Annotated in this window: 20 protein-coding genes and 1 tRNA gene; 11 read left to right on the top strand and 10 right to left on the bottom strand. The window is 69.4% G+C overall.

Annotated features, from left to right (window positions below):
• Positions 1-16 precede the first annotated feature (16 nt).
• The 5 genes from mycP (at position 17) to ABZY12_RS14080 (ending at position 5,841) form a co-directional block, all read left to right on the top strand.
• Positions 17-1,243 carry a type VII secretion-associated serine protease mycosin gene (gene mycP, locus ABZY12_RS14100; RefSeq protein WP_356889807.1) on the top strand — a complete coding sequence of 409 codons (1,227 nt, stop codon included), beginning with the start codon at positions 17-19 and terminating at the stop codon, positions 1,241-1,243.
• 95 nt (positions 1,244-1,338) lie between these two features.
• A complete protein-coding gene (locus tag ABZY12_RS14095; protein WP_356889805.1) occupies positions 1,339-1,959 on the top strand; it encodes a hypothetical protein in 621 nt (206 codons plus the stop codon).
• A gap of 452 nt (positions 1,960-2,411) precedes the next feature.
• The gene (locus ABZY12_RS14090) at positions 2,412-2,837 is read left to right on the top strand and encodes a hypothetical protein (protein WP_356889803.1); all 426 of its coding nucleotides are present in this window, start codon (positions 2,412-2,414) and stop codon (positions 2,835-2,837) included.
• Positions 2,838-2,851: 14 nt separating this feature from the next.
• Complete coding sequence (locus ABZY12_RS14085) at positions 2,852-5,170, top strand: DUF6571 family protein (protein WP_356889801.1); 2,319 nt, start codon at positions 2,852-2,854, stop codon at positions 5,168-5,170.
• Between the two features lie 122 nt (positions 5,171-5,292).
• Entirely contained in the window at positions 5,293-5,841 is a 549-nt protein-coding gene (locus tag ABZY12_RS14080; protein ID WP_356889799.1) for a hypothetical protein, read from the top strand.
• A gap of 139 nt (positions 5,842-5,980) precedes the next feature.
• Here ABZY12_RS14080 and ABZY12_RS14075 read toward each other — a convergent pair whose 3' ends face one another.
• Positions 5,981-6,211 (bottom strand): hypothetical protein, encoded by a 231-nt coding sequence (locus ABZY12_RS14075; RefSeq protein WP_356889797.1) that lies wholly within the window; start codon positions 6,209-6,211, stop codon positions 5,981-5,983.
• A 106-nt stretch (positions 6,212-6,317) separates the two neighbouring features.
• A tRNA-Cys gene (locus ABZY12_RS14070) sits at positions 6,318-6,389 on the bottom strand.
• Positions 6,390-6,558: 169 nt separating this feature from the next.
• Between ABZY12_RS14070 and ABZY12_RS14065 the strand changes: the two genes are divergently transcribed.
• From ABZY12_RS14065 to ABZY12_RS14045, 5 genes are all read left to right on the top strand, one after another.
• Positions 6,559-8,055, top strand: coding sequence for an MFS transporter (locus ABZY12_RS14065; protein ID WP_356889795.1), 1,497 nt, complete (start codon positions 6,559-6,561; stop codon positions 8,053-8,055).
• Between the two features lie 29 nt (positions 8,056-8,084).
• Positions 8,085-8,282, top strand: coding sequence for an Arc family DNA-binding protein (locus tag ABZY12_RS14060; RefSeq protein ID WP_356889927.1), 198 nt, complete (start codon positions 8,085-8,087; stop codon positions 8,280-8,282).
• Positions 8,279-8,650, top strand: a complete 372-nt coding sequence (locus tag ABZY12_RS14055) for a Fic family protein (protein WP_356889793.1) — start codon at positions 8,279-8,281, stop codon at positions 8,648-8,650. Before ABZY12_RS14060 ends, ABZY12_RS14055 begins: the two co-directional genes overlap by 4 nt.
• Positions 8,651-8,771: 121 nt before the next feature.
• A complete protein-coding gene (locus ABZY12_RS14050; protein WP_356889791.1) occupies positions 8,772-10,562 on the top strand; it encodes a DEAD/DEAH box helicase in 1,791 nt (596 codons plus the stop codon).
• Positions 10,563-10,957: 395 nt separating this feature from the next.
• Complete coding sequence (locus ABZY12_RS14045) at positions 10,958-11,599, top strand: helix-turn-helix domain-containing protein (protein WP_189975433.1); 642 nt, start codon at positions 10,958-10,960, stop codon at positions 11,597-11,599.
• Here the strand turns inward: ABZY12_RS14045 and ABZY12_RS14040 are convergent.
• Positions 11,596-12,690 carry a winged helix-turn-helix domain-containing protein gene (locus tag ABZY12_RS14040; RefSeq protein ID WP_356889789.1) on the bottom strand — a complete coding sequence of 365 codons (1,095 nt, stop codon included), beginning with the start codon at positions 12,688-12,690 and terminating at the stop codon, positions 11,596-11,598. The genes ABZY12_RS14045 and ABZY12_RS14040 overlap by 4 nt on opposite strands.
• Before the next feature lie 173 nt (positions 12,691-12,863).
• On the opposite strand from ABZY12_RS14040, the gene ABZY12_RS14035 reads away from it, so the two are divergent.
• Entirely contained in the window at positions 12,864-13,658 is a 795-nt protein-coding gene (locus ABZY12_RS14035; RefSeq protein WP_356889787.1) for a S16 family serine protease, read from the top strand.
• A 22-nt stretch (positions 13,659-13,680) separates the two neighbouring features.
• Here ABZY12_RS14035 and ABZY12_RS14030 read toward each other — a convergent pair whose 3' ends face one another.
• The 7 genes from ABZY12_RS14030 to ABZY12_RS14000 form a co-directional block, all read right to left on the bottom strand.
• A complete protein-coding gene (locus ABZY12_RS14030) occupies positions 13,681-13,857 on the bottom strand; it encodes a hypothetical protein (RefSeq protein ID WP_356889785.1) in 177 nt (58 codons plus the stop codon).
• Positions 13,858-13,871: 14 nt separating this feature from the next.
• Positions 13,872-14,453, bottom strand: coding sequence for a winged helix-turn-helix domain-containing protein (locus ABZY12_RS14025; protein WP_356889783.1), 582 nt, complete (start codon positions 14,451-14,453; stop codon positions 13,872-13,874).
• Positions 14,454-14,531: 78 nt separating this feature from the next.
• Positions 14,532-15,494 (bottom strand): glycine betaine ABC transporter substrate-binding protein, encoded by a 963-nt coding sequence (locus ABZY12_RS14020; RefSeq protein WP_356889925.1) that lies wholly within the window; start codon positions 15,492-15,494, stop codon positions 14,532-14,534.
• A 20-nt stretch (positions 15,495-15,514) separates the two neighbouring features.
• Positions 15,515-16,366, bottom strand: coding sequence for an ABC transporter permease (locus tag ABZY12_RS14015; protein WP_356889781.1), 852 nt, complete (start codon positions 16,364-16,366; stop codon positions 15,515-15,517).
• The gene (locus ABZY12_RS14010) at positions 16,363-17,598 is read right to left on the bottom strand and encodes a betaine/proline/choline family ABC transporter ATP-binding protein (RefSeq protein WP_356889923.1); all 1,236 of its coding nucleotides are present in this window, start codon (positions 17,596-17,598) and stop codon (positions 16,363-16,365) included. The genes ABZY12_RS14015 and ABZY12_RS14010 overlap by 4 nt, the downstream gene beginning before the upstream one ends.
• 16 nt (positions 17,599-17,614) lie before the next feature.
• The gene (locus ABZY12_RS14005) at positions 17,615-18,262 is read right to left on the bottom strand and encodes an ABC transporter permease (RefSeq protein ID WP_356889779.1); all 648 of its coding nucleotides are present in this window, start codon (positions 18,260-18,262) and stop codon (positions 17,615-17,617) included.
• A gap of 61 nt (positions 18,263-18,323) precedes the next feature.
• Complete coding sequence (locus ABZY12_RS14000) at positions 18,324-18,800, bottom strand: Lrp/AsnC family transcriptional regulator (protein WP_356889777.1); 477 nt, start codon at positions 18,798-18,800, stop codon at positions 18,324-18,326.
• Between the last annotated feature and the right edge of the window lie 115 nt (positions 18,801-18,915).

The following is an 18,915-nucleotide window of genomic DNA, read 5'->3' as shown; positions in this document are numbered from 1 at the left end:
TAGCCAGAGGAAGTAGATGCGTACCAGCAGTATTCGTTCGGGCCGCGGTCGGGCAGTCGCTTCGGCCGCTCTGGGGATGCTGCTGGTGGGCATCGCATCCGTTCCCGCGCATGCGGAGTCGATCCGCTCCCAGCAATGGCACCTGGACATCCTTGGTGCTGAAAAGATCTGGAAGATCAGCACAGGCAAGGGCGTCACCGTCGCGGTCATCGACAGCGGTGTTGACAAGTCGAATCCGGATCTCCAGGGGCGCGTCCTCGAGGGGAAGGATCTCGCTCCCGCAGAGAGCGGCGACGAGCACACGGATTACCAAGGCCATGGGACTGGCATGGCTGGTCTCATCGCCGGCACGGGCCAGAGCGGCGGCGGGGACGGTGCGTTCGGCCTCGCCCCAGGGGTAAAGATCCTTCCCGTTCGGGTACCGGACGGGGAAAAGGGAGCCGGAAGCCAGGCAGACGCAGATCGCGAGTTCAACAAGATCGCGCCTGGTGCGATCAGGTATGCGGCTGACTCGGGTGCCAAGGTCATCAACATCTCGATGGGCTTTAACTCTGGTTCGCCGGAGCTCACTGACGCCGTGAAGCACGCCCTGGACAAGGGTGCATTGGTGTTCGCGGCGGTGGGCAACAGTGCTGACAAAGGGAACGAGGCTGAGTATCCGGGGGCAACGCCCGGTGTTGTAGGTGTCGGCGCCATCGACAAAAAGCTCACGCGTACCGAGGAGTCTCAGTACGGTCCGCAGGTGGACATCGTGGCGCCCGGCGACCAGATGGTCCATGCCTGTGGCAACGACACGGGCCTCTGTAAGTCGCACGGCACGAGCGCGGCCACCGCCATTGCTTCGGCCGCCGCAGCCCTCATCTGGTCCAAGCACCCCGACTGGACCAACAACCAGGTCCTCAGAGTCATGCTCAACACCATCGCGGTCCCGTCTGCCGACGAGAAGCGCAACGATCACCTCGGCTACGGCGCCATCCGCCCCCTCCGCGCCCTGAAGACCCCCGGCGACCCCGGCCCCGCCGACGTCCGCCCCATCCCGGACCTCGCCCCCGTCGCGAGTGCGTCGGCCTCCGCCGCCCCGTCCAAGACCTCCGAACAGCCTGCCGCCCCCGCCCCGGCGCCGGCTCCGGTGGCACAGGAGGAGGAGGGCAACACCGGCCTCTGGATCGGCCTCGGCATCGGCGCGGCCGTCCTTATCGGCGCCGCAGTGGCCGTCCCGGTCGTCCGGTCCCGACGGAGCTGAGCTCGGGGTCACGTCAGGGTCGACTCCCTTCCCGAGCCGTACGACGACAAGAAGGGCGGGAAGGTGACATGAGAGCGGCTTCGAGAAGGCGCAGGGTGCCCGCGCTGTTGCTTGTTCTCGTGTCGGTGACGGCTTGTTCGGCAAATGTTGACGAGGACAAGGGGACGAACGCGTCGGAGGTCTGCGGCGGATTCGCGAAGGGCGCCACTTCCGAGGCCGCCCTCGAGGCCGTCGCGGGGACCGACCGCTTCACCAGCGAACTATCGGAACCGAAGAAGGCTCTCGAAGCCCTGCGTGAGGCCGCCCTCGTGGACCAGAGCGGAAAGGGTGGCAAGCCTCGGATGCAGGACCTCCCTTACTGCTGGCTACTTTCGGCTGAGGACGGGAAGACGGCCCTCCGTGTCACGTTCCGAGAGGAGTTGGCAGTGCCCGAGAGGGATGCCCGGTTCGGGGACTCCGTCACCTACTTCTCCTCCGGGGCAAGGGCCTATGCATCCGACAGTCTCGCATCGGTATTTTTTCCGTGCCGAATGAAGGCCCCCGCTCACGAGATCGTCATCGCAACGAAGCTCCAAGGCCCGGAAGGCAGTCAGAAGCCCCAGAAGGACGTCCGGGTGCAACTGATCACTCTCGCCAACGCTGCCGCTCGCCATGCCGCCACCGACTTGGGCTGCCAGGACGTCCGGTTGGCGACCGGCGTGCCGGCGGTGACATGAGAGCGGAGACGGCGCCGAGTACCTGATCGGGAACGAACACGGCACAGGCAGGGGACGCGGTCTCTTGCCCAGGGCCGCGCAGGGCCTGGAGCAGATCTCGGAAATCAAGGACCGGCCGCGCAAGAAGACCCCAGGAAGCGAACCTCCGGGCCCTCCAGGACCTGTCCGGGAGGCTGGCCCTCTCGGTGGCCTGCCCCGACGAGGGTGGAATCCCCCGTTTCTGACCGGCCTTTGCAGGGATCGTCATGAACGGGCCGATCACGATTCCCCGGGTTGGCATATGCATCGGAGTGAAGCCGGTGTGGGGGCCCGGTGAAGTCGCGTGCTGCGGACTCGATGTTTTGAGTGACGGGAGAGGCGGATCCGCCGCGACACCACTACGCTCGTCCCGTCTCCGCGCGTGACACGAGTTGCTGAGGTGAAGCGGAGAAGACCACCGCCACGGGGGGATCATGTCGTTCGACGCGGAGTGGGCGTCCGCCCGCACCCACGCCCATGCCGATGTGAGCATGCGGCTCAACCAGGTGCCGTCCGATCCGGGAGGCGGCAGCGGCAGCGCCGATCTCGGCGTCAACCAGGACAAACTCGGTGCCATCGGTAGCGCCGCCTACGCGCTGCACGGCCGGCTCCTGAAGGACGGGAATCACGCCCGTACGAGCACCTCGGAGGCGGCGACAGGGTTGTCCACGAACGGCTTCCGCACCGGGTCCGCAATGGCGACCCTGGAGGAGACGTGGAGGTCGCAGTTGAGCACCCTGCTGGACGCGTGCGCCAACATCTCCAATCACCTCGACTACAGCGCCGCCTCGCACGCCAAGGAAGAGGCCGACATCAAGGCGGCCCTCGCCGCATCCAAGATCAACGATTATCTGAAGTAGGGGCGGGAGCAGCCGTGCTGACCTATGACAACGTCTATCGGGCGCCTCTCGACAAGATGAAGGCCGCGGCCGACGACTGGTCGGAGATGAAGGGCAAGCTGGACAAGCTCGCCGAGGATGCCCGTACGACCATGGCCGCCAAGGCCAAGGACGACTACTGGCGGGGCGTGAACGCCGAGGTCACCAAGCCGTTCGTGGACAAGACGGCGAAGGAGTTCGGCGATGCGGCGAAGGCCGCCGACGGCATCCACAAGATTCTCGAAGACGGCTACAACGCCTTCAAGAAGGCGAAGGACGACCTCAAGAAGATCGCCGACACCGATGCTCCCGCGCAGCACCTGATCGTGACGTCGGACGGCAAGGTCGAGGCGCGGAACCCCCTGGCGTCGATCAAGGATCCGGCTGCGCGGCACGACCCGGACTACCCCGAGCTGGTACGCAAGGAGCGTGCCGCGATCGATGCGATGCAGCGGCGGATCGACGCGATCCTCGAGACCTGCGACGACGCCGACGTGGCCTGCTCCAACGCCCTGAAGGCCAACATCACCGGCGACAAGCACAACTTCAGCGCGCCCAAGTACGGCAGCCTGGACGCCGAGGAGGCGCAGCGCGCCATCGACTTGGCCAAGAAGGGCCGGGACATCACCCACGAGGAGCTCGAGCGCCTCAACGAGCTACTCAAGGACAACAGCTCGTCCAAAGACTTCTCCCGCACCTTCTACAACGGGCTCGGCCCCAAGGGGGCGCTGGAGTTCTTCGGACAGCTGTCGACGGATACGTACGAATATGCCGAGCTTGACGAGCAGCGCCTCAAGGATGTTCAGGCGCTCCAGAAGAATCTTGGCCTCAACCTCGCCACGGCCACCCAGGGCGGCGACAAGTGGACCGAGAACTGGTCCACCGAGATGCGCAAGCTCGGCACCGAGCGCATCCCGCTCGCCAAGAACGACTACAACGGCCCGTTCGGCTATCAGTTGCTCGGCGGCATCATGCGTCACGGCAACTACGACCCGAAGTTCCTGGTCCCCATCGCCGAGCACGTGTCCCAGCTGCACGCCAAGGACCCGTACATGTTCGCCGACAACAAGGCGATCGGCGGCTGGCAGAAGAACCCGTTCAACCCGTCCGGGGTCAACGGAGCGGGTTACGACCCCATGGTGCCGATGCTGGAGGCGCTCGGGCACAGCCCGGAGGCCGCAAAGCAGTTCTTCTCCGGTGAGCCGACGGCGTACAACAAGGACGGGACCGTCGGCGGGACGGTCGACCTGGACCCGGAGAAGGACGGCAACCAGACCAGCTATCTGGACTTCTTCCAGAGCAAGGACTACACGTTCTTCCCCGATATGGACGGGCACAACCCTGACGACGCGGTGAAGACGAAGGACTACATGCCGGACGCCTTGGGCCACGCCCTGGAGGCGGCGACGACCGGGCACGCCTGGGACGACCCCAGCCCGGTCCTGAAGCGGGATGCCGACTCGGTCGCGATCATGAAGGAAGTGATCAACGACTACGGCTCCGACTCCGAGCTGCGGAAGCGGCACGAGGCGATGATGGACAGTCTGGGCAACATGGGCGCGGCCTATATCGACGACCTGAACTACTCGACCTACAACTTCGGGGGCACCGGAGACGAGTTGGGCCGGGACAAACTCTTCCCCGGCAGCAGCGACGGCAGCTCCCGTACGGACTTCGGCCAAGCCGCGAGCCTCAAGTTCATGTCGGCGGTGGCGGCGGACGAGGACGCCTACCGGACCATGTCGGCCGCCCAGCAGGTGTTCGAGGCGAGCGGTCTCAAGGCTCTGGGCGGCGACAAGGACGCCGCCATCGAGTTCGGCCACAACGCGAGCAAGGTCCACGGCATCCTCGACGAGTCGCGCACCATTCAGATCGCCCAGGACTTCAAGGACGACGAGGACAAGCGCAACCTGGAGCTGGAGAAGCAGGCCGAGTGGCGTAAGACGGGTGTCAGCTCCGGTGTCGCCGCAGTCGTGGGCGTCGGGTCCGCCGTTGTCCTCGGCCCGGCCGCGGGGCTCGTCGCCGTCACGGTCGTGCCGCTTGTGATGGAGAGTGCGGGCGCGGCGGTCAGTACCAGCTACGCCACCGACACCCTGCAGTATCTCAAGGACAACGAGTACAACAACGACGACCAGGCCATGGATGCCATCCTCCAGACCCAGATGTCCGGACAGAACAGTGCGATGACCCCCCTGCTCAACTACGCGGAATCCGTGGGCATGTCCCTCGACGAGAAGCGCGAGCTGATCCGGGAGGCCGAGACCTCGTACCGTAACGGCATGGTTGCGGCCGGCGGAGGGATGAAGGTCAAGTGAGCAACGCGTTCTTTGCCCGGTGTGCCGGGAGGATTGCTGCCGCCGCCGCGATCGGGCTGTCGGTCTCGGCCTGTTCCGACGGTGGATCCGGCGGAGAGGCCGCGGCGGAGACGTCCGCCGCGATGAAGACGTGTCAGGAGCTGTTCGGCAAGGAGAACATCGACGCGGTCCAGAAGGGGCTGGGCGGCGGTGAGATCGAGGCGGAGAGCAAGCCGCTGGACCGGATGAAGGACCTGATGGTCGAGAAGGCGCGCGGCTGGAAGGCGGAGGGCGACGACCTGACGCGCGCCTGGTACGACATGTGTCGGCTGGAGGCAGCCGACAATAACGGGCAGTCGTGGGTGACCGGCCAGGTCAAGTGGTCCGTTCTGGCGATGGACTCCGTGGCCGCGAAAGACTCGGCACAGGAGTGGCGAAAGGCGTCGGACGACGTCTACGTGCAGTCGCTGAAGCGTGCGAGCGGAGTCGCCGCCGTACTTCCGTGCCGGATCGAGGGAGCCGACCCGGCACAGCGCAGCGGGTTGCCGCTGGAGATCTCCGTGCTGGACCAAGGGCTGGGCGGGGACAGGGAAGCGTTGCTCGGCAAGCTGCTGGGCTCCCTGGTGCAGGACACCCAGAAGCGGCTCGGATGCGTTCAGCCGGTGTCCGTGCCCGCGGACCTCCGCCCCTGACGTGCCCGGCGCAGGCACAGAAGCGGTCGTCGCCGTGAACGGCATCGCGGCGATCCGCACAGGTGAGAACGGCACGACGCCACCGGCCCTGCGCCGCGCGTGACGTCCGGCTTCTGCTCCGCCGCGAGCCGAGGTCCGTTCAGGAGCCGAACACCGGCATCCCCGCCTGGGCCTCCGTCAGGAACCGCGCCGGGTTCGCGCCGGGCAGGGGTGTGCTGAGCAGGACCGTACGGTCGCCGTCTGCGCTGCGGGCGACGAATCGGCGGCAGGGGATGCGGCCCGGAGGCGGGGTCGGTGGGTCGAGACGGGTGATCAGCCGGTACGGGCCGATCCGCCGCGCGGACTCCTCGTTCGGGCGCGGCCGTTCCACGTGCGAATCCCCCCTGTCGATCACTGTGGCAGGAGGAGCCTACTCAAGGGCGGACGGCGGAGCCGCCCCCGTGTGCGAGGGGGGCGGCACCGGCGCCGCCGGCGGGAGACCGTGGTCGGATTCGAACCGACGTCACTCGAGTTGCAGTCGAGCCCCTGAACCGCTCGGGTACACGGTCGTGTCGAGCACGGGTACGACCGTACGGAGGCCGCGGGAAGGGACTCAAGGGTTCCGGGCGGGCCGCAACACGACTGCCATACGCCCTTCATGGTCCTACGACCAAGAGAGGAGTCCTCTCCGCCCTGCGACAGGGTCCATCCGGCCCTATGCCCCTTACTCTGAAGGGCATGAGTGCCTTGGAACCCCGTGACGCCGACGCCGAAGTCGCCGAAGCCGCCGAAGCCGCGGCCCAGGAGCCCGCCGGAGGATCCGTGCTCGACCGGGCCCACCGGGCGCTCAGTATCGGCGTCGTCTCCGTCGTCCTGCTCATCGCCTTCGAGGCGACCGCGGTCGGCACCGCCATGCCCGTCGCCGCGCGCGAGCTGAACGGCATTCCCCTCTACGCCTTCGCCTTCTCCGCCTACTTCACCACCAGCCTCTTCGCCATGGTCCTGTCCGGGCAGTGGTCCGACCGAGCCGGGCCACTCGCCCCGCTCACCGCCGGCATCTCCGCCTTCGCCGCCGGGCTGCTGCTCTCCGGCACCGCGGGCACGATGTGGCTGTTCATCCTCGGCCGGGCCGTCCAGGGACTCGGCGGCGGCCTTGTCATCGTCGCGCTGTACGTCGTCGTCAGCCGGGCCTACTCCGAGCAGCTGCGGCCCGCGATCATGGCCGCGTTCGCGGCGAGCTGGGTCATCCCCTCGGTCGTCGGCCCCCTGGCCTCCGGAACCATCACCGAGCACCTCGGGTGGCGCTGGGTCTTCGTCGGGATTCCCGTCCTCGTCGTCCTGCCGCTCGCCCTGGCCCTGCCCGCGATCCGCCGCACCGCCTCGGGGCCCGCCGACCCGGCCGCGCCGCTCCCGCCGTACGACCGGCGGCGGATCCGGCTCGCGCTGGGCATCTCGGTCGGCGCGGGGCTGCTGCAGTACGCCGGTCAGGAGCTGCGCTGGCTCTCCCTGCTGCCGGCGGTGGCCGGTGCGGCGCTGCTGGTGCCGGCGGCGGTGCGGAAGGACGGTCTGCTGCCGCGCGGTACGTACCGGGCGGCGCGGGGGCTGCCGTCGGTGGTCCTGCTGCGCGGGATCGCGGCCGGGTCCTTCATCGCGGCCGAATCCTTCGTCCCGCTGATGCTGGTCACCCAGCGGGGCCTCAGCCCGACGCTCGCGGGCCTCTCGCTCGCGGTCGGCGGCGCGACCTGGGCGCTCGGCTCCTACCTCCAGTCGCGGCCGTGGACGGAGCCGTACCGGGAGCGGCTGGTGGTCGTCGGCATGCTGCTCGTCGCGGCGGCGATCGCGACCGCGCCGAGCGTACTGATCGCCTCGGTGCCGGTGTGGGTGGTCGCGGTGGCGTGGGGGTTCGGGTGCCTGGGCATGGGCATGGTCATCGCCTCGACGAGCGTGCTGCTCCTGAAGCTGTCGGCGCCGGAGGAGGCGGGCGCGAACTCGGCGGCGCTGCAGATCTCGGACGGCCTGTCGAACGTCCTGCTCCTCGCGGCGGGCGGCGCGGCCTTCGCCGCGCTGGGCGGCGGCGCGGTGGGCCACGCGGCGACCACCGCCACGGCCACGGGCTCGCACCCGGCGGCCTTCGCGGCGGTGTTCCTGCCGATGGCGGGGGTGGCGGCGGTGGGGGCGTGGGTGGCGACGCGGCTCGGAGGGCCGGAGCGGGCAAAGGCGTCGAAGAGCCGATGACGCCGTGGTACCACGCGGTGCCGTGGTGCATGGCCGGCCTCAATGTCAGGTTCACCGCGGAAGAGCTGGACGCGCTGCGTGAGCGTGCCGAGGCGGAGGGCCGCAGCATGCAGTCCTTTGCTCACGACGCCGTGGTCCGGGCCGTCAACGAGCACTCCCGGCTCTTCAACGAGGCGGCCGAGCATGTGCTGGAGGTCAGCGAGGAGCTGAACCGGAGGCTTTCGTGACGTATTACCTCACGCTTCCCGAGCTCCTGAACCTCGCGGAGCGGCTCGGGGCGAACGAGGTGCGTGACTACGGTCTCCTCGACTCCGCCTTGGCGCGCCCCCAGTCGAGTGTGTTCGGTCAGGACGCGTACCCCGACGTCTGGCAGAAGGCGGGGGCGCTCATGGAATCGCTGGCCCGAAATTATGGCCTCGTGGACGGGAACGAGCGCATCGCCTGGTACGCGACCTGGGTCTTCCTGCACCTGAACGGGCACCGGTTGGACTCCGGCTTCGATGTCGACGAAGCCGAGATCTTCGTGCTGGACGTGTGCCAGGGGGCTCTCGACGTGCCCAAGATCGCCGCCCAGCTGCCCAGGTTCGCGCGGTGACCCGAGGCTGTGACACTCGCCGCACCGCGCGAGGTCACGGCGTCGTCCGTCCCGTGGCCGGACGACCGCACCGGTAAGGTGGCCCGGTTGTCATATCTGGACGAGCGTCGAACCGGAGACCGTGACTACCACCGCCACCTCCTCCCATCACCTCTCTCCCGCCTTCCCCGGCCGCGCCCCCTGGGGCACCGCCAACAAGCTGCGTGCCTGGCAGCAGGGCGCCATGGAGAAGTACATCCAGGAACAGCCCCGCGACTTCCTCGCGGTCGCGACGCCCGGCGCCGGCAAGACCACCTTCGCGCTGACCCTCGCGTCCTGGCTGCTGCATCACCATGTCGTCCAGCAGGTGACGGTCGTCGCCCCCACCGAGCACCTGAAGAAGCAGTGGGCGGCCGCCGCCGCGCGGATAGGGATCAAGCTCGACCCGGACTACAGCGCCGGGCCGCTCAGCAAGGAGTACCACGGCGTCGCCATCACGTACGCCGGTGTCGGCGTGCGCCCCATGCTCCACCGCAACCGCTGTGAGCAGCGCAAGACCCTCGTCATCCTCGACGAGATCCACCACGCCGGTGACTCGAAGTCCTGGGGCGAGGCCTGCCTGGAGGCGTTCGATCCGGCGACGAGGCGGCTCGCGCTGACCGGTACGCCCTTCCGCTCCGACACCAACCCCATTCCCTTCGTCACGTACGAGGAGGGGAACGACGGCATCCGGCGGTCGTCCGCGGACTATACGTACGGGTACGGCAACGCCCTGGGCGACGGTGTCGTCCGGCCCGTCATCTTCCTCAGCTACAGCGGCAACATGCGCTGGCGCACCAAGGCCGGCGACGAGATCGCCGCTCGCCTCGGCGAACCCATGACCAAGGACGCCATCTCCCAGGCCTGGCGCACCGCCCTCGACCCCCGCGGCGACTGGATGCCGAACGTGCTGCGCGCCGCCGACCGGCGGCTGACCGAAGTCAGGAAGGGCATCCCCGACGCGGGCGGTCTGGTCATCGCGAGCGACCAGGACTCCGCCCGCGCCTACGCCAAGCTGATCCGCGAGATCACCGGCACCAAGGCCACGGTCGTCCTCTCCGACGATGCCGGTGCCTCGAAGCGGATCGACGAGTTCAGCGAGAACGACGACCGCTGGATGGTCGCCGTCCGCATGGTGTCCGAGGGTGTCGACGTGCCCCGCCTCGCCGTCGGCGTGTACGCGACGACGATCTCGACCCCGCTCTTCTTCGCGCAGGCCGTCGGACGTTTCGTACGTTCGCGCAGGCGCGGCGAGACCGCGTCCGTGTTCCTTCCCACGATCCCCAACCTCCTCGGCTTCGCCAACGAGATGGAGGTCGAGCGCGACCACGTCCTCGACAGGCCGAAGAAGGACGGCGAGGAGGACCCGTACGCCGAGTCCGAGAAGGAGATGGCGGAGGCCGAGAAGCAGCAGGACGAGGACACCGGCGAACAGGACATGCTGCCCTTCGAGGCGCTGGAGTCCGACGCCGTCTTCGACCGCGTGCTCTACGACGGCGCCGAGTTCGGCATGCAGGCGCACCCCGGCAGCGAGGAGGAGCAGGACTACCTCGGCATCCCCGGCCTCCTCGAACCCGACCAGGTGCAGCTCCTCCTCCAGAAGCGGCAGGCCCGGCAGATCGCCCACAGCCGCAAGAAGCCCGACACCGAGGCCGACCTGCTGGAACTCCCGGCGGAGCGGCGCCCCGTCGTCTCGCACAAGGAACTCCTCGAACTGCGCAAGCAGCTCAACACGATGGTCGGCGCGTACGTCCACCAGAGCGGCAAACCCCACGGGGTCATCCACACCGAGCTGCGACGGGTGTGCGGCGGGCCGCCGAGCGCCGAGGCGACCGCCGGGCAGATCCGCGAGCGGATCAAGAAGGTGCAGGAGTGGGCCACCCGCATGAGGTGACCCACCCGCCTGAGGTGACCCACCGTGTGACCCACCACGCAGACCTGTCGGAAGACACAGCCGAGGGCCCGTACGCGCAGCCGCGTACGGGCCCCGCTCGTACCCGGCCGACATAGTCGATCTTGTCGGTCAAACCCCTCTGACCGGCCGACTTGCACCCCGAACCGGGTGTATCGGGTCGCACGCGCCCGGATTCTGGACGAGGTCTTCCGCTGAGCGGAGTGGCTCGCTACTGTCCCCGCAATGCAAACGCCCCGTGGCAGCGCCGCCGCGGAGCGCAGCCGGTGCGCATTGCCTGCCGGCGGCCTCTGACGTGCGTCGCCGACGGGACCGGTGTCGCAGCTCTCGTGAGGACCGCCGTCACTCACTCCGATCACTCCGAAGGAGAGGGCGTCGTGACCGCGGAGACCTCCCAGACGCTCGACCGGGGACTTCGAGTCCTCAAACTGCTCGCCGACACCGACCACGGCCTGACCGTCACCGAGTTGTCCAACAAACTCGGTGTGAACAGGACCGTCGTCTACCGTCTGCTCGCCACACTCGAACAGCACGCGCTCGTACGACGGGACCTGGGTGGCCGCGCCCGGGTCGGCCTCGGCGTGCTCCGGCTGGGCCGCCAGGTCCATCCGCTGGTGCGCGAGGCCGCGCTGCCCGCGCTGCGCTCGCTCGCCGAGGACATAGGCGCGACGGCGCACCTCACCCTGGTCGACGGGGCGGAGGCGCTGGCCGTCGCGGTCGTCGAACCGACCTGGACCGACTACCACGTGGCCTACCGGGCCGGCTTCCGCCACCCGCTGGACCGTGGCGCGGCCGGCCGCGCCATCCTGGCGGCCCGGCAGGGCAGCCTGATCGAGCCCGGGTTCACGCTGACGCACGGTGAGCTGGAGGCGGGCGCGAGCGGCGCGGCGGCTCCGCTGGTCGGAATCACCGGGATCGAGGGCAGCGTGGGCGTCGTGATGCTCGCGGACGCGGTGCCGGAGCGGGTGGGGCCACGGGTGGTGGACGCGGCGCGTGAGGTCGCCGACGCGTTGCGCTAGGGCGCGCGGCGGGTCCCGGGTTCAAGGGCGCCGGGCCCTTGGCCCAGGTGTCCGGTCCCGGGGCCGGGCGGACCTGTGAGCGCGCCGGCCCTGTGGGATCGTGCCCACCCGTCCCGCCCTGCGGAACGATCGCCCACAACCAGGAGTGTGCCGAGGGGCGTTCTGGCGTGCAGGACCGACTTGCCCGCGCGGGTCGTCGTGATCAGGCCCGCCGCGCGCAGGGCCGACGCATGGGCCGAGGCGGTCGCGTTGCCGACGGACAGGCGGCGGGCCAGGTCCGTCGTCGTGCGGGGCTCCGACAGGGCGAGCAGGAGTGCGACGCGGGTGCGGCCCATGACGCTCGCCAGGGCCTCGTCCCTTTCGCCGGGCACCCCGTCCGGGGTGAGGGGGAGGCCGGGGCCCGCCGCGTACGTCACCACGACCGGTCGGCCGGGCAGGTCCTGGAGCAGCGGGTGACCGGTCCAGTGGAAGGTCGGCAGGAGCACGACACCCCGGCCGTCCAGCCGGATCTCCCGCTCCTCGGGCGCCGCCCACTCCCAGACGCCGCCGCGCAGCCGGGAGCCGGGGACCAGGGCGGACAGGGCCGCGCCGACACCGTGTTCGGCGACGGTCAGGGCGTGCCGGGTGAACTCCGCCCGGTGCAGGTCCCGAACCAGCGGCCACACCGGGGCGAGGGCCGTCTCGAACGCCGCGCGCTGGGCCCCGCGCAGGATCCGCCAGGCGTCGGCGTCCCCGCGATGAAGGTCGCGGATCCACGGCGGGGACGGGGCCCGGCGGCCCGCGTACACCCGTTCCAGCTCCGCGCGCACCAGCTCCGGCGGGGCCGCCGCCACCAGGTCGAGGCCCTCCTCCAGCGTCTCGCCGACGACATCGAGGAAGAGGGGCGCCCGGCCCATGGGCACCAGGTCGGCGAGCGGCTCCGCCGCGGCCGGCAGGGAGCGCAGCAGCCGGCGGCGCCAGCGCCCGAAGAGCAGCTCGTCGGCGCGGCCGGTCATCATCATGAGCGCCGCGTTCAGCGCCGGCAGCGGGGCCGGCCGGGGCGCGAACCGGACCTCGGTGAAGTCCGCGGCCGTGAAATGGATCCGTAGCACCGCACTCCTTGTTCACCGCGGCCTCTGCTCGTTGCGGCCTCTGCTCGTTGCGACCCCTACTTGTCGCGGCCCCCGTTTGTCGCGGCCCCCGTTCGCCGCGGCCCTGCTCCTCGCGCGCCGCAGGCTCGCCCGGCGGCGGGGCCGCTCGCCGGGCCGCCCAGTAGATTGGGGCCGTGCTCTCCAGTCTCACCCGCAACCGTGCCCTCACGTTCAGCGCCCTCCCCGTCGCCGCGCTCCTCGCCGTCGTCGGGCTCGCGCCGCTGCCGTACGCCATCGCGCAGCCCGGCTCGACCGCCGACGTACTCGGCAGGAACAAGGGACGCGAGGTCATCACGATCTCCGGCGCTCCCGTCCGCGAGACCGAGGGGAAGCTGCTGATGACGACCATCGTCGCCACCGGCCCGAGCGTCGACAACGACATCGCGACCGTCGCCGACGCCTGGTTCCGCGGAGACCGGGCCGTACTGCCGCGTGACTCGGTCTACCCGCCGGGCAAGTCCGACGCCGAGATCGAGAAGCACAACCTCGGTCAGATGAAGCAGTCCCAGGACGCGGCCGTCGTCGCCGCCCTCAACCACCTGGAGCTCGACCCCAAGGACATCAAGGTCACCCTCCACCTCGCCGACATCGGCGGGCCCAGCGCGGGATTCCTCTTCTCCCTCGGGATCGTCGACAAGCTCGACGGCGACGGCTCCGGCGGAGACCTCACCGGCGGCCGGACCATCGCCGGTACGGGAACGATCAGCTCGGACGGCACGGTGGGAGCGGTCGGCGGAGTCGCGCTGAAGACGCAGGCGGCCGGGCGGGACGGGGCGAGCGTCTTCCTCGTACCGAAGGACGAGTGCTCCCAGGCGCAGTCGGAGCTGCCGAAGGGGATGCGCCTGATCCCGGTCTCCACCCTCAGCGACGCCGTGTCGTCCCTCCGAGCCCTGGGGCAAGGTCAGGAATCGAAGGTTCCGAGCTGCTGACCCGACCCTCCGGCGGGCGCGGTCATGCGGCGAGGGCGGTCGGCCGGGCCGTGCTCGGTATGGCGAGCTTCAGGCCCACCTCGACCATCGTCCAGCCCAGTCGGGTGCGGAGAGGGGTGTGGGGCGGGGTGCACGCGACCCGGTGTTCGAGGTCGGCGGCGCGCAGGCGGTGGAGTTCCAGGTGGATGTCGGCATGCATGGCGGCGGGTCCCTTCAGGCGTTCTTCTGGGGGAAGGCGTGCAGATGGACGCGTACGCGCTCGGCGTCGGACGGTGTCGCCTTCGCGTAGCCGGCGATCAAGTCGTGGATCTTCTGGTCGAGTTCGCGTAGCTGCGCGGGTGTGATGTGGAGGGTGAAGTCGCTTATGTCGGAGGCGACGGTCCACTCCTCCTCCCATTCGTCCCGGGTGCCGATCCAGGTCGAGAGCTCCTGCGTGTGGATGGTCGCGATCTCGTGCAGGTAGAGCTCGACCGCCCCCCGCACCTCGGGGTCCGGGTTCTTGTACAGCGACTCGTCGAACACATGGCCCTGCTGGGCCGCCTTCCACCACCGCTCCCTGCCCTTGCCCCGCTCGGGGTCGTCCTCGACGAAGCCGTGGGCGGCGAGCTGGCGCAGGTGGTAGCTGGTGGCGCCGCTCGACTCGCCCAGCAGCTCGGCCAGTTGGGAGGCGGTCGCCGGGCCGCGGTGGCGCAGGGCGCGCAGCAGCTGTATGCGGAGCGGGTGGGCGAGCCCGCGCAGGGAGCGCGGGTCGAGCATGCGGGTCAGGTGCTTCTCGGGCTCGGTGGGCTCGGACATGACTCAAGACTAGAGTTGCAAAGGACTCGTTGCAAGCTCTTTTTGCAACCAGTTCTTTGCAACCCAACCGCGTGTGGCTCAGCCCTCCTTGATGAAGCCCTGCTCGATCAGCCACTCCTTGGCCACCTCGTGCGGGTCCTGCCCCTCCACGTCGACCTTGGCGTTCAGGTCCTGCGCCACCGCCGTCGTCAGCCTCGCGCTCAGCGGGTTCAGCAGCCCCGCGATCGCCGGGTACCTCTCGTACGTCCCGGCGTGCAAGGCAGGCGCCGCGTTGTAGTTGGGGAAGAAGCGCCTGTCGTCCGCCAGGACCGTCAGGTCCATCGCCTTGATCCGGCCGTCCGTCGTGAACACCTCGCCCAGCAGGCAGGAGTCGGACTGCGAGACCTGGGTGTAGATGATCCCGGCGTCCATCTTCCTGATGTTGGCCGCCGGCAGCTTCATCCCGTACTCCTTCTCCATCCCCGGCAGGCCGTCGTCACGCGAGGCGAACTCGTTCTCCACGCACACCGTCACCGCCGAAGGGTCCCTCCGCGCCAGCGCGGCCACGTCCGACAGCGTCTTCAGTCCGTACTTCGCGTTGTTCTTCTTGGAGATCGCCAGCGCGTAGGTGTTGTTGAGCGTCGACTGCGGCAGCCAGGTCACCCCGTGCTTCACGTCCGCCTCGCGCACCGCCCGCCACTGCGCCTGCGGGTCGGTGATCGGCTCGGCGTTGCCGAGGTACGTGATCCACGCCGTACCCGTGTACTCGTAGATCGCGTCGGCGTCGCCCTGCACGATCGCCTCGCGGCCGCTGATCGAGCCGGGCAGGTTCGTCCGGTCGAGTACCTCCGCGCCCGCCGCCTTGAAGATCAGGCCGATCATGTGGCCGAGGATGATGTTCTCGCTGAAGTTCTTCGACGTGATGGTGAGCGAGGCGCCCTGGAGCGGCCGGCCCTGGCCCACCGAGCCCGGCTGCACGTCGTCCACCATCGGCGAACCGCTCTTCAGACCACAGCCTGACAGCCCGGTCAGGGCCGCACCCAGGACCAGCAGCCCCGCCATGGCGGTACGAACCGAACGCGTCACTTTCCCGCCTCCAGCCCGTGCGGTGTCAGCGCCACCTCCGCCAGCGAGGCCAGCCAGTCGACCAGCAGCGCGAGCGCCACCGTCAGGACCGAGCCGAGGACGAGGACCGCCATCCGCTGCGTCTGGATACCCGAGGTGATCAGATCTCCGAGCCCGCCGCCCCCGCCGAAGGTGGCGAGCGTCGCCGTGCCCACATTGAGCACCAGCGCCGTGCGCACGCCGGCGAGGATCAGCGGTACGGCCAGCGGCAGCTCGACCTTCCCCAGCGTGCCGAGCGCCGACATGCCGATGCCCCGCGAGGCCTCCACCAGTTGGGGATCGATCGCCCGCAGACCGGCCACCGTGTTGGACAGCACCGGCAGCACCGCGTAGATCACCATGCCGATGATCGCGGTCGACGGGCCGATGCCGAGCCAGATGACCAGCAGGGCGAGCAGGCCGATGGCCGGGGTCGCCTGGCCGATGTTGGCGAGCGCGGTGAAGACGGGCGCGGCCCGGGTCAGCCTCCGGCGGGTCAGCGCGATGCCCAGCGGGATCGCGATGATCAGCACCCAGAAGGTGGAGATCGCCGTCAGCTTCACGTGCTGCCACAGCCGCAGCCGCACGTTGCCGTCGTCCAGGGAGTTGCGGGCGATCGAGTCGAGATCGGCGTTGGCGATCCACAGGAAGGTGGCGAGCAGGACCAGGGCCAGGAAGACGGGCAGGAACACCAGCTTCTTCCAGGTGATCCGGCGGGGTGGCGGGGGCGGCGGAGGGGGTTCCTCCTCCTCGACCGCGTGACCCTCGTCGCGGAAGGCGTGGCCCCCCACGTCGTGCTCGCCCGGCGGGCGCCGCTCGGCCGGAATCACTTGCCGCCCTCCAGCTCCTGCTCGGTCTGGCTGTGCCGCAGCTCCTCCAGATCGTGCTGGTGCTCGATCGCCGCCAGCCGGTCGGCCTCCAGGAGCTCCTGCACCGAGTTCATCAGCGTCTGCATGTCGACGACCCCGATGAACTCCCCGCGCCGCCCGGTCACCGCGACCCGCCCGCCGGAATCGATCAGCACCGCCTCCAGGGCGTCGTGCAGGGTCGCGTCCCGCGTCACCGTGTCGTGCACCAGCTGGCCCGCCCGGGCCAGCGAACCCTTGGCCCGCATCAGGTCGCCGCGCCGCAGCCACTTGTACGGACGCCCGCGCCGGTCCAGCATCAGCAGCTCGCTGTGCGTGCTCCGGCGCAGCATGTTGAAGATCGACTGGAGCGGGTCGTCCACCGTCACCGTCGGGAACTCGGCGATCTCCACCTCCCGTACGCGGGTCAGGTTCAGCCTCTTGAGGGCCGCCCCCGCCCCGACGAAACCGGAGACGAAGTCGTCGGTGGGGTTGGTGAGGATCGCCTCGGGGGTGTCGAACTGGGCGATGTGCGAGCGCTCGCGCAGGACGGCGATCCGGTCGCCCAGCTTGATCGCCTCGTCGAAGTCGTGGGTGACGAAGACGATCGTCTTGTGCAGCTCGTGCTGGAGCCGGATCAGTTCGTCCTGGAGGTGGTCGCGGGTGATGGGGTCGACCGCGCCGAACGGCTCGTCCATCAGCAGTACGGGCGGGTCGGCGGCCAGCGCCCGCGCCACGCCGACGCGCTGCTGCTGTCCGCCGGAGAGCTGGCGCGGATAGCGGCCGTGGAACTCGCGCGGGTCCAGACCGACGAGGTCGAGCATCTCCTCGACCCGGTCCTTCACCCTCGCCTTCGACCAGCCGACCATCCTCGGTACGAGAGCGATGTTCTCGGCCACCGTCATGTGCGGGAACAGCCCGGAGGACTGGATCGCGTATCCGACCTTGCGGCGCAGCTTCACCGGGTCGATGTCGGTGACGTCCTCGTCGTTGATCCGGATCCGGCCGCCCGACGGCTCGATCAGGCGATTGATCATCTTGAGCGTGGTCGACTTCCCGCACCCGGACGGGCCGACGAAGACCACCGTCTCGCCGGCCTTGATCTCCATGTTCACGCTGTCCACGGCGGGCTGGGGGCTGCCGGGATAGCGCTTGGTGAGGTTCTCCAGCTCGATGGAGGCCCCGGAGGCCGCGACGGCGGGGGCGTCACCCGGCATCGTTTCGGGCGCGGGCTCAGACACGGATCCCCCTCGGAATGGTCAGCCGGCCGATCAGTACGTACGCGGCGTCGAAGAGCAGGGCGAGGACGACGATGCCGAGCGTCCCCGCCAGCACCTGGTTGATCGCGTTGGCGCTGCCCAGCGAGGCGATCCCGCGGAAGATCTCGTTGCCCAGGCCCGGGCCGGAGGCGTACGCGGCGATGGCGGCGATGCCCATCAGCATCTGGGTCGACACCCGGATGCCGGTCAGGATCGGCGGCCAGGCCAGCGGCAGCTCGACCCGGAGCAGCCGGGCCGTCCGGGACATGCCGATGCCCTTGGCCGCGTCCACCAGGTTCGGGTCGACGCCGCGCAGGCCGACGACCGCGTTGCGGACGATCGGCAGCAGCCCGTACAGAGTCAGGGTGATCACGGTCGGCGGGACGCCGAGGCCGACGAGCGGGATGAGCAGACCGATCGCGGCGAGGGAGGGAATGGTGAGCAGCGAGGCGGTGGACAGGATGGCCAGATTGCCCGCCCACGGACTGCGGTAGGTCAGCAGACCGATGAGGAGCCCGATCAGGGTGGCGATCACCATGCACTGGAAGACCGCGCTGACGTGCTGGAACGCGTCCGTGAGCAGCTGCTGATGCCGGTTGGCGAGATAGTCCCAGAAGCTCACACGCTTCCCCCTTCACAGGGCTCGTCCCTCTGCGGCCGTCCCTCTCCCGGCCGTCCCTCTCCTACAAGGGCTCGTCCTTCGCGGCCTGCTCCACCAGCGGGATGATCCGCAGCGGTACGGGGTTCTCCATGACGATCGCCGTGGAGGCCCGGACGATGCCATCAAAACCGACAACCCGGTCGATCACCCGCTGGAGATCGGCGTTGGAGCGGGCGACCAGCCGGCAGAGCATGTCGCCGTGACCGGTGGTGGTGTGCAGTTCCAGCACCTCGGGGACGGTTGCCAAGTGCCCCCGTACGTCCGGGCCTTGCCCCTGCTTGATCTCCAGGGTCGCGAACGCCGTCACGGGGTAGCCGAGGGCCGCAGGGTCGACCTGCGGGCCGAAACCGCGGATGACTCCATTCGACTGAAGACGGTCGAGCCGGGCCTGGACCGTGCCGCGGGCGACGCCGAGGCGCCGCGACGCCTCCAGAACCCCGATGCGCGGCTCCCGCGCCAGCAGCACGATCAGACGCCCGTCCAGATGATCGATCGCCACAGCGTCCTCCCAGTGGTCATCATGTACAAGTCGCCCGCCCATACTGGACGCCGGCTGTGCAGATTGCCCACCCCCAGGGCGAACTATTGCGCAGCTTGCAGTTCGGCGGGACTCT

The organism is Streptomyces sp. NPDC006551 (assembly GCF_040611675.1).
GTDB lineage: Bacteria > Actinomycetota > Actinomycetes > Streptomycetales > Streptomycetaceae > Streptomyces.
This window is presented reverse-complemented; position numbering and strand designations above follow the sequence as displayed.

Coding starts and splice junctions, on each gene's coding strand:
- ABZY12_RS14020 (WP_356889925.1), bottom strand. CDS start 15,494: ATGGCGGGGCTGCTGGTCCTGGGTGCGGCCCTGACCGGGCTGTCAGGC.
- ABZY12_RS14030 (WP_356889785.1), bottom strand. CDS start 13,857: ATGCATGCCGACATCCACCTGGAACTCCACCGCCTGCGCGCCGCCGAC.
- ABZY12_RS14010 (WP_356889923.1), bottom strand. CDS start 17,598: ATGCCGGGTGACGCCCCCGCCGTCGCGGCCTCCGGGGCCTCCATCGAG.
- ABZY12_RS14060 (WP_356889927.1), top strand. CDS start 8,085: ATGGCCGGCCTCAATGTCAGGTTCACCGCGGAAGAGCTGGACGCGCTG.
- ABZY12_RS14025 (WP_356889783.1), bottom strand. CDS start 14,453: ATGTCCGAGCCCACCGAGCCCGAGAAGCACCTGACCCGCATGCTCGAC.
- ABZY12_RS14090 (WP_356889803.1), top strand. CDS start 2,412: ATGTCGTTCGACGCGGAGTGGGCGTCCGCCCGCACCCACGCCCATGCC.
- ABZY12_RS14065 (WP_356889795.1), top strand. CDS start 6,559: ATGAGTGCCTTGGAACCCCGTGACGCCGACGCCGAAGTCGCCGAAGCC.
- ABZY12_RS14080 (WP_356889799.1), top strand. CDS start 5,293: ATGAAGACGTGTCAGGAGCTGTTCGGCAAGGAGAACATCGACGCGGTC.
- mycP (WP_356889807.1), top strand. CDS start 17: ATGCGTACCAGCAGTATTCGTTCGGGCCGCGGTCGGGCAGTCGCTTCG.